This window comes from Novipirellula sp. (assembly GCF_041583735.1).
Lineage (GTDB): Bacteria > Planctomycetota > Planctomycetia > Pirellulales > Pirellulaceae > Novipirellula.
Genome location: NZ_JBFHFD010000302.1, coordinates 1 through 9,755 on the forward strand (window position 1 = coordinate 1; position 9,755 = coordinate 9,755).

8 protein-coding genes and 1 pseudogene are annotated in these 9,755 nt (G+C 55.0%); 6 read left to right on the forward strand and 3 right to left on the reverse strand.

Going from position 1 to position 9,755, the window contains the following annotated elements:
- From ABX962_RS20385 to ABX962_RS20400, 4 genes and pseudogenes are all read left to right on the forward strand, one after another.
- Positions 1 to 912: pseudogene (locus ABX962_RS20385) on the forward strand (hypothetical protein); the annotation flags it as partial.
- 136 nt (positions 913 to 1,048) lie between these two features.
- Positions 1,049 to 2,059, forward strand: a complete 1,011-nt coding sequence (locus ABX962_RS20390; RefSeq protein WP_372721859.1) for a hypothetical protein — start codon at positions 1,049 to 1,051, stop codon at positions 2,057 to 2,059.
- 185 nt (positions 2,060 to 2,244) lie between these two features.
- Complete coding sequence (gene obgE, locus ABX962_RS20395) at positions 2,245 to 3,435, forward strand: GTPase ObgE (protein WP_372721860.1); 1,191 nt, start codon at positions 2,245 to 2,247, stop codon at positions 3,433 to 3,435.
- Positions 3,432 to 4,244, forward strand: a complete 813-nt coding sequence (locus tag ABX962_RS20400) for a type III pantothenate kinase (protein ID WP_372721861.1) — start codon at positions 3,432 to 3,434, stop codon at positions 4,242 to 4,244. The genes obgE and ABX962_RS20400 overlap by 4 nt, the downstream gene beginning before the upstream one ends.
- A 142-nt stretch (positions 4,245 to 4,386) precedes the next feature.
- Here ABX962_RS20400 and ABX962_RS20405 read toward each other — a convergent pair whose 3' ends face one another.
- Together ABX962_RS20405 and ABX962_RS20410 are read right to left on the reverse strand one after the other, a co-directional pair.
- Complete coding sequence (locus tag ABX962_RS20405; RefSeq protein ID WP_372721862.1) at positions 4,387 to 5,853, reverse strand: hypothetical protein; 1,467 nt, start codon at positions 5,851 to 5,853, stop codon at positions 4,387 to 4,389.
- Between the two features lie 63 nt (positions 5,854 to 5,916).
- Entirely contained in the window at positions 5,917 to 6,333 is a 417-nt protein-coding gene (locus tag ABX962_RS20410; RefSeq protein WP_372721863.1) for a DUF6384 family protein, read from the reverse strand.
- Between the two features lie 360 nt (positions 6,334 to 6,693).
- Here ABX962_RS20410 and ABX962_RS20415 point away from each other — a divergent pair, with 360 nt between their 5' ends.
- On the forward strand, positions 6,694 to 7,944 hold the full coding sequence (locus tag ABX962_RS20415) for a cell surface protein (protein ID WP_372721864.1): 1,251 nt from the start codon (positions 6,694 to 6,696) through the stop codon (positions 7,942 to 7,944).
- A gap of 251 nt (positions 7,945 to 8,195) precedes the next feature.
- On the opposite strand, the gene ABX962_RS20420 is transcribed toward ABX962_RS20415, so the two are convergent.
- Positions 8,196 to 9,236, reverse strand: coding sequence for an aldose epimerase family protein (locus ABX962_RS20420; RefSeq protein WP_372721866.1), 1,041 nt, complete (start codon positions 9,234 to 9,236; stop codon positions 8,196 to 8,198).
- Between the two features lie 158 nt (positions 9,237 to 9,394).
- Here ABX962_RS20420 and ABX962_RS20425 point away from each other — a divergent pair.
- Positions 9,395 to 9,755 (forward strand): tRNA-dihydrouridine synthase (locus ABX962_RS20425; RefSeq protein WP_372721865.1); only part of this gene is annotated, 361 nt, incomplete at its 3' end.

The window sequence follows — 9,755 nt, forward strand, 5'->3', positions numbered from 1 at the left end:
GAACCGATGCGTTATCTGTTGAACTTGACGTCGGTCGAGCAGAGCGAAGTGAAGGCCGAAGTGGTCTCGGTGACCTCGACCGATGCCCGCATTCAAGTTCGCGGCAACGTGGACGGCAGTGTCGAAGGCGTCCCCACCAAAATTCGTGTGGTGGGGAAATTGACGTTCGATCGCAAGGCGGGCGTGACGACTTGGTTTGCGATGGCGGTCCACGAGACACGCGAGATCGGGATTGCGGTTCCCGGTTTTGACGTCGCTGCGACGATCAAGATGGTGCGGCAACCGCTCGCCAAAACGATCAAAATGCCTGCGAAGCCGTTGCCTGTGGACGTGACCGCGGCGGTGGATCCCACGCATTTGTTGGTGGATTTGCAGAGCGACCAAGTGGGAATTGCCACTCGGATGGATCGCCGCTGGCGGATGATGACAGATGCCCGCGGTATCGCGATGATGCGAATGATCGAGAACGATCGCAGCATCGCGCAGTGCGATTTTCGTCGCCTTTCGAAACTCGATGAAGGCAAGCAGTGGACGATGGAAGCACTGCAGCAGGATGTCAAAAAGACGCTCGGCGAGCAGTTGGTGCAGTTGGAACTCGCCAATGAAACGGTCAGCGACGAGGGGCTCCGCGTGTTGACGGTGATCGCCCGTGGCGCGGTTCAAGAGGTTCCGATCCGCTGGATTATCCAGCATTTTTCCGACGATACGGGCCGCCGTGTGTTGGCGACGTTTACGATGGAAGGCGATTCCGTCGACGCTTTTGCCAGCTCGCATGTACAATTGAGCGAGACGCTGCGATTCCGTGATCCAAGCGTTGCCACCGAAGAGCATGTTGAAATCGCAACTCAATCGAAGATCCAAACCCGTCGCGATGGCGACAAACCGGTTCCCTCGGCAAGCGATGTACGTTGATCGCCGTCCGCTGTGCCGGGGCTGCCGTTCGCTGTGCCGGGGCTGCCGTCCGCTGTGCCGGGGCTGACAGTGCCCGCTGTGCCGGGGCCGGGTCTGAAATTTTATTGCCGTAAAAATTCCTCACCACACCGATGGTATGAATATGTTTTCTCGCCGAGCCATTTTATCCTCAGGGCTTTGCCTCGCCTTTTTCAGCAATTCGTTCGCTCAACAGGCGGCGAAGGAAGCCGACGATGCTGTGAAAGATCCTTCGTCGACCGAGCAAACCAAGTTCGCTCCGGGCGTGGTCACCGTGATCCCGCCTGCTCCGGATCCGGTGGAAACGTTCGACGGACCGCTAACGCTGCAGACCTTGCTCGACGGGCACCCCGAAATTTTGTGGGGCGGCGATTCGCACCCAGAAGGGACACCCCACTTTGACCCGCGAAGCCGGATGTTGGCCGAAATGGCTCAGCAGGTGTTTTTGCGACGTGAGATTTATTGCTTCGAATTTGCCTTCAAACCGCTTCGCCAAATCCTGACCGATGTGCCGCGAGCGGATGGTCGTTTACAGCGTAAATTGGTGTGGTACATGGTCTTTCGCGTTCGCTATCTCGGTGGCGATTTGCGTCCGGCGGCGGATGAAATTGGCGGCAAGGACGTTTACGAGCGGATTGAATCGGTCAGCTACGAATCACGCCGCGTCTTTCCCATGTTGGTGCTGAATAACCGGATTACGGGTAAACGGTATATGGATCGAATTTTGCCGACGGCGAAAGAGAAGATCGCGATCCGTGAACAAATCACGGCTCCGCTGTACAACACCGTCGAGATTTCACGCGTCAATATTCCGCGAACCAGCGACCCCGCGGCCCCAGGCGTCTGGGGTGTGGCGACGTGGGAAGATGTTGATCCGAAACTCGACTTCTTCTCCGTTGACGTTTTCGGTTTGACCAACGCATTCCAGCAAGATGGCGAGGGGGCTGACGCGCCGTACCGTAAAAAGGCACTGCAGCTGAACTTCTATCGCCCCGGCGACGCGATCGCTCAGAATCTCGACACGATTCGGTTTGGCGTTCCTGCTTACGAGAAAGCGAAGGAACAGAAGTACGTGTTAGAGCACTACGGGCTGGACGAGCGACTCGACTATCGTTGGATTTTCAGATAGGATGCTTTTTAGCTGCATTATCGAATAAAAGCGAGTTTCACCCGCTGCGGAAGTCCGTCGACTCGGACCGCAGAATCCCGGCACACGCTTGGCATCCTAACGCGGCTAGTTTCCACAATCCAACCGCGGCTGGCCTTCATGATGACTGGGGTCAGCCGTTTTCTGTTCTGTAAGAATCCCACAACATGTTCGTTGATCGCGTTCGAATCGAGCTTCACGCCGGCAAAGGTGGTGATGGCTGTATGAGTTTCCGCCGAGAGAAATTCGTTCCACGCGGTGGCCCTGACGGTGGCGACGGGGGGGATGGAGCCAGTTTGATTCTGGAAGCCCGCGACGGGGTCAACTCGCTCGCCGCGTTCGCGAACCGGCGTATGTATCGAGCCACCAAAGGCCAACCGGGGCAAGGCTCAATGCGAAACGGCCGTCGAGGCCAAGATCAAACGCTGTTTGTTCCGCCGGGGACCACGGTGATCGATGCCGAAAACGGATTTGTCATCAAGGACTTGGCCGAGCCTGGTGATCATTTCGTCGTCGCTCGAGGCGGCAAAGGGGGACGCGGCAATGCGTCCTTTAAAACGAGTACCAATCGCGCCCCGTATGAAAAAACGATGGGCGAGTTGGGCGAATCTCGCGATGTGATCCTAGAGCTCAAATCCATCGCGGACGTCGGGTTGGTGGGGATGCCCAATGCCGGCAAAAGCACGCTGCTGAGCCGTATCACCAGCGCCCGCCCCGAGATCGCGGATTATCCGTTCACCACCAAGCATCCCAATCTTGGTATTGTCGAGATAGGCATTGAACGGTCGTTTGTATTGGCGGATATCCCGGGATTGATCGAAGGAGCGAGTGAAGGCATCGGGCTTGGTCACGAATTTCTGCGTCACATCGAGCGAGCGGGTCTGTTGGTCCATCTCGTCGAACCGTCGCCAACCGACGAGACCGATCCTCTTCACAATTACAACGCCATTCGTTCCGAGTTGATTCAGTACGATGCGACGCTTGCCGATCGTGAAGAGATCGTGGTGGTCAGCAAATCGGAAATGGAAGGCGCCGACGCACTACGCCAAACGCTTGCCGAAGTGACGGGCAAACATGTCCACATGATTAGTGCCCTGAACGGCGAGGGGCTTGAGGAACTGAAAAACGAGATTATGGCGAGGGTGCAAAAACGCCGCGAAGCCGCGTTGGCTGCCAAGGCAAAAAAGAACGCCCCGGTTACCGAATCGCCAGCGGATGAACCTGAAAAACCTCGCCGACGCTTGCCACCTCATTTGGCAGGACCAACGGCTTTGATGTCTGACGATAACCAAGCGACTGACTTTGACCTCGAAGCTTCGCAGGAAAAAGCCAAGTCAAAGTCGGAGGATGCGACGTGAAGCGGCCGGCCGGCGTGATCGCGGTCGATGTGGGCAACACGGCGGTGAAATTATCGCTCCGCAGCAATGATTTGGCGGCGGATAAAAAGGCTGCGGACGCAGCAAACCCTGATTGGATTCATCAATCCTTTGCGTTGGATCGATCGCGATGGTGCGAATCGCTTGTCGATTGGGTGCGCGAACAGTCTGGCAATGACGTTGTCAGTGAAGCCTCGCAGTGGCGAATCGCCAGTGTCAATCAGCGTGCGTCGGATCCTCTGTGTCAACTGATCCAGCGGTCCTTTCCCCAGTCGACATCGCGGCTAATTTCTTATCGCGATGTGCCGATGCCGGTTGATGTCGATTCGCCCGCTCAATTAGGGATCGATCGATTGCTCAGCGCCTTTGCGGCACGCAATCGTTACGCTGCGCCGTTGGTCGTGATTGATGCTGGCAGTGCCGTGACCGTCGATCTGGTGAATGCCGCAGGTGCGTTTGCGGGCGGAGCGATCCTGCCGGGATTAACGCTGCAGACCAATGCATTGACCATGGGAACCGCAGCGCTGCCGATGATCGATTGGCAGAATTCAGATGTCGTCTCGATCCCAGGACGCAACACCGTGGGGGCTATCCGGCTCGGGGTGCTGACGAGTGTAACCGCATCAATCGACCGATTGATTGCCCATTATTCCGAACGACTCAGCGAGGCGGACCAGGCTCCTGTCGTGATCCTTTGTGGTGGCGATGCTGCGGTGATCTCGCCACATATCCAAAACAAGCACGTCACGCACACGCATTTGGTTTGCCAAGGCCTGCTGGATCTTGACTGAAGCCAAGTCACCCGATGTCGCTCAGAAGAGTGGGGACGTCGTCAAGCCTGGCAACTGCGCTGTGTGAAGACGACAGGCTGGAAGCCTACGCTACGTGAAGACGACAGGCTGGAAGCCATTCCACATTGTGTGCTATGCCGTTCTAGCGTCGGCGGTGATTGCCGCTGCTGGAATTTCCGTCGTCCCACATCATTCGATTTCGGCCGCGTCGCTGCCCGGCACGTCGCGCGTGGGCTTGCATCGCACCGCCGGCCGCATGCGCCATTGCGTTAATCAACACTTGCGTCATGGGATGCGTCGCAACACTGGTGATTTTCTCTGTCGTGGTAGGTCCCCAACGCTGCGCCGACCGAATCCGTTCCCACAAACCGTTCACATCACTGACGTCACGGGCCCGATACAGATCGTCCAGCACGTCAAGTGTGCCGACGAATTGGGACCGAGACGAATCGAATTGCAACGCACGAAACCGCTGAATCACCTGCCCTAACGCGTCCATCATCGCTTGCATATGGACCAAACTGTCTCGCCGCGTCTCTACCGTTTTTTCTAACTCGTCGATCTCCAACTCGACTCCCACCAATCGAGCAACGATTTGGTCGTCGGTCAGTTCGGGGGTCTCTTTGGCGCGCTCTCTCAGTTCACGGCTATCGGTCTTTTCCAACATTCCTCGGAAAATAGAAATGGCTTCGCGATAATACGGCCCTCGTGTGTCATCGAGTTCCGTCAATTCACGCTCAATTGAATTGGTGTTTTCAATCACTTCATTGAGTATCTTTAATTGTGATTCCCGTTTGGCTTCGAGTTGTTGCCGCTCTGAAATCTTAGTTTGTAAACCGAGTTTCCTGACAACATCGTCGCGATGCCGTTCGAGTTCGTTCATCACCGTATCAAACGCTTGTCGGTCGGCGGCAATGATCTCACGCATTTTCTCGGGCGTTTGTTTTAGAAACTCATAGCTTTTTCTCGCCTGTTGATAGTTAATGAACTTGGCTAACCAGCGGTCCGCACGGCGCGTGAAGCCTCGCTTGGAATATTGTTCGGTGCCAAAACGCTCGTCGTACAGATAGCGGAACAAAGAACTGCTGTCATAAGCGGGTAATTTGCGAGCGGCGTCCTGGTCGATCTCTTGCAGATTCGCTTCCGCACGTTCCAGTGCTGCTTCGGCGACGGCGGCTCGATCCGAAAGTCGAACAAATTCGTCCGATTCTCGCAGGCTTCGTTCCACTTGATCGGCGATTTCTTGCTCCGCTTCGGTCGCAGCATCCAATTCGACATTGATCGTCATCAACTCGGCTTCGAGTTGCTCGCGGTTGCGATTGGCATTGGCAAGCGATTCACGCACGCGGCGGCGATGATCTTCTTTACGCATCAACACGTCCGCAACACTCGAGCGGACGTCGCTCCATGTTTCGCGGATTGCTTCGAGACTTAGTTCTGGCAAATAGTGCTCGGCTAATTCGACCAAGGCATCGCCACGATGATCCTCGAGATTATCGCGTTCCCCTTTGCTGGACGAAATTCGCTGCCGTTCTTGCTCGAGACGCGTTTGCGCATTGGCGTAGGCGTCAATCAATTGGCGATGAACCACGGGGCCGGAGATGGGCATTTGCACTGAAACCTTAAAACGAAGCAGATCCAACTGACTTGCGGGCGAATTGATTCACGATTCTCAAGCGAAGAAATACCACAGCAAACCGCTCGCGGCAGCAAGCGTGCCAGCGCCGTACATAATGCGATCTCGCCACACCCAACAATGAGCGATAAAACTTTTCAATCCCGACTCTGGATCTTCATAGGTGTGCAGCGTCGACAAATATTGATCAATCGCCGCATCGATTTCGGCTTCGGTGACGTTGTCGCCTGAGAGTTGAGCGGCTCGTGTCAATTTTTTGCGAAGGTTTGTCCGCACATCATCGTGCCGAAACATTACTTCGGCGGTTTCACGCTGGTCCCGCATCTCGCGAGCGACGTCCATCACTCGCAATGTTTCTTCGAGCGTCAAGTTCTGTCCAGGCAACTCGATCTGTGACATCGAATGCGGACGCGCACTGCGCGGTGCCTGTTGCTGTGCGTTGGCGTTGGGCATAAGACGAGGGGTTCTAGGAAACGGGGAAACGGGAAAGATCGTGAACGGGGACGCGGCATGTCGCTTGGTTATTCTATGCAATCGTTCCTTTTTGCAGAGTATGTTGAATGCGAGAGTGAGGCAAAATCGTTTAGTTTCCGAATAAATGCGGCAGCACGATGCGATTGCTGGATTCAAGCGATTGCGGGATTCAAACAGGAATCGATGTAGGCCGAAAAAACAGACGAATAGGGCGCTCGGCACCACGACTCTTTGGCCCCCTGGTATGATTGTCATGCGGGCTTGTTGCCCCTAATCTAATGAGTGCAAAGACTCATCACACCGGCATCTTATTGCCAATCAATCGTGGAGAATTACGGCATGTCCGATCAAGCTCAAGCGTCCGCACCCGAACCCCAAAAGAGTGAGATTCGCTCGGCCGCCGAAGTGGCAAGGGAACGCGATTCCAAGTCGATGCGTGAGTATCTCGATCGCGCGTTAGACGTGTTGAAAAAGTTCGGCGGCGCCAGCGCGAATGAGGCACCGCAAGAATTGATTTCGTTGCTTGAAAATGTTCGCCATTTGGACGAAGGCAAAGTGATCGCGATCGCCGAGGTGATCAAACACATGAGTGCGTTTAACGCCCTTGTACGCGAGAATGTCGAAAGCATTCAAATCGGCAATCGCTATATGGAGATCACTCAAATGTTCGATTCGGTTCGCGAGGACAGTAAGCGGTTGATCGGACAACTCGATGACGGCAAAATCAGCGGCACCGAAAAGGTGTCCAATTGGTGGATGAAGCTACGCCGCGGTACTCCGAATGATCGCTTTGAAAAAATTGTCGAGATCTACGGCGACGTGGCCAAGGACACCAAAGAGGCTCTGAAGACCGAAGAGCTGATCATGGACGCCTATATCGATTTCCGTTTCGCTTTGAAGGAAGCCGAAATCCTGGCTCGCGAATTGTTGGATATGCAGGTTCCCATTCTTGATGCGGCCAAAGCCAATTTGTCGACCGCACAAGAAGCACTCGACAACTACGCCGGCAGCGACGAAGGGGGCAAGAGCAAGGCGGAACTTGCTCGTGATGAGTCGCGTCATCGCTACGAGAAAGAAGACGAAACGTATCAATTGCTCAAGGACATCGCCGAAAACTTGGAAATCGGTTACGACGTCGGTGAAACATTGATCACTAAGCTAAAGCAAACGCACGATGTGAAGGAACGCGTGTTCCGTCGTTCGGTGACCTTCTTTACCACCAACGAACATGTCTTCACGATCCTCGGCACGGTCTACACTAGCCAGCACGGATTGCACGAAGTCACTCAGGCCACCGAAGCGATGAAGACGGGGGTGAACAAGGGACTCGAGGATGTTGCTACGCTTGGCCGCGAGCTTGAACGGGCTGCTTTAAAGGCAGGTTACGGCAGCACGATCGATCCCGAATCGGTTCAGAAGCTAGTGGACGCGATCAGCGGATTCCAGGTTGAGTCGTTGGAGATGATTGCCGAGTTGCGACGCGAAAGCGAAGAGAGCACCAAGGCGATTCGCAAGAGCGTCGAAGAGGGCAAAAAGAAGTACCAGGAAACACTCGCACGTCATGCCCGCGGCGAGCTGGGCAAGAGCTAAGTGCGTCCTCGCTTGGATATTATGAAGTTGCGATTTTCAGTCACGCCTGTGGCGACATACATGTAGCCCGAGGGTGTGAGCACCAAGAAAAACGCTTCGGGGTAGTGGACGAGGCCACGAGTCTCATTGAACTGATCGCTGGCTGGACTCGTTGCCTCGTCCACTACTTTTATCCCCGACAAACGACTGGACCGGCCGAAACTCTTGGCGAGTTTCGCTACTGCCGAAGAGCTGAAGACGTATTTCAGGCTTTAGTCCTGTGTGCTGAACCGGTGCACGGTCACTTCGTTTAACGATTGACCCGGCCGCAGCAGCGTGCTGGGGAACGATTCGTGATTTGGTGCATCAGGGTAATGCTGGGTTTCGAGACAAAAGGCGTCGTGACCGCCGGCGCCTGCGGAATGCTCGTTGCCGGGCAGGTGATTGGCGGTGTAAAGCTGCATGCCAGGCTGAGTGGTTTCAATTTCCAGTACCCGTCCCGACTTGGGATCGACTACTTTTGCCGCCTTTCGCAGCGTGCCTGCCTCACCGCGAACGACGTAGCAATGGTCGTAGCCTTTGGTCGCGGGAAGTTTTTCGATGCGATCGCCAAGTGCCGTCGGTTTGCGGAAATCGAGCACGCTGCCATCCAAGCGGTTTAGCTTTCCGGTCGGGATCAAGTCATCATCGACATCCAGCGACTGATCGGCTTCGATCGTGACCACGTGATCCAGGGCGGTGCCGCTGCCAGTGCCCCCCAGATTCCAGTAGCTGTGGTTGGTCAAATTGATATGGGTGGGAGCGTCGGTGGTTGCGGAAAATGCAATTTTCAATTCGTTTTGGTCGTTCCAGCTGTAATCGACAGTGGCGTTGACGGTGCCGGGAAAGCCTTCTTGGCCATCGGGGCTGGTCAAATGAAAGCGAACGCCGACGGAATCATCGTTCTGATAGCTTTCGCCCTGCCAAAATTGGTAGGTAAAGTTCTTGTTGCCACCATGCAGCATGTGCTTTCCATGATTAAGGGTGACTTGGTAATCTTTGCCGTCGATCGTAAACTTTCCATTTCCGATGCGGTTACAGAAACGGCCCACGGTGCTGCCGAAGTAGGGATGGCCGGACAAATAGGGCTCGAGCTCCGAAAATGCCCAGTTGACGTTTGCGACGTTGCCCTTGGAATCGGGGACATTGACGTCCAAGAGTGTGGCTCCCCAATTCATCACCGAAACCGAATTGCCTTGCGAATTGGTCAACGTAAAACGCGTGACTTCATCACCGGCGGGCGTCGTTCCGAATCGGCTTGTTTCAATTTTCATGGTCGGCGGAGCTTTGGCTATCGTGAAGGATGGAACAAGAATGGCCAGCAGAAAGGCACTGAATTTGAAGTATGAATTTAACATGACGCCTCTTTTTTGAGTATGTGCCACAATCGATTCGGGCATCAACGGGGCAGAGTCCAGCAATCTTTGACATTATGACTACCACATTTCAAACACGACCGCTCACGATTGGCAACGTCTCGATTGGATTTCCCGTCGTTCAAGCGGCGCTATCGGGCTACAGCGATTTGCCGATGCGGGTGATCGCTCGCCGGCATGGGGCGAGCTATACCGTATGTGAGGTGATGCTCGATCAATTTCTGGTGGCGCTGAGCAAACGGCAAAAAACAAAGCACTTCCTCGAAATCGATCCCGACGAACCGCCGGTGGGTGGTCAATTGATGGGGGCCGAACCGGAACAGTTCTCTGCCGGCGCGATGAAGTTGGTCGAAGCTGGGTTTGACATCATCGACGTCAACTTCGGTTGCCCCATCAAAAAAGTGCTGGGGCGTTGCC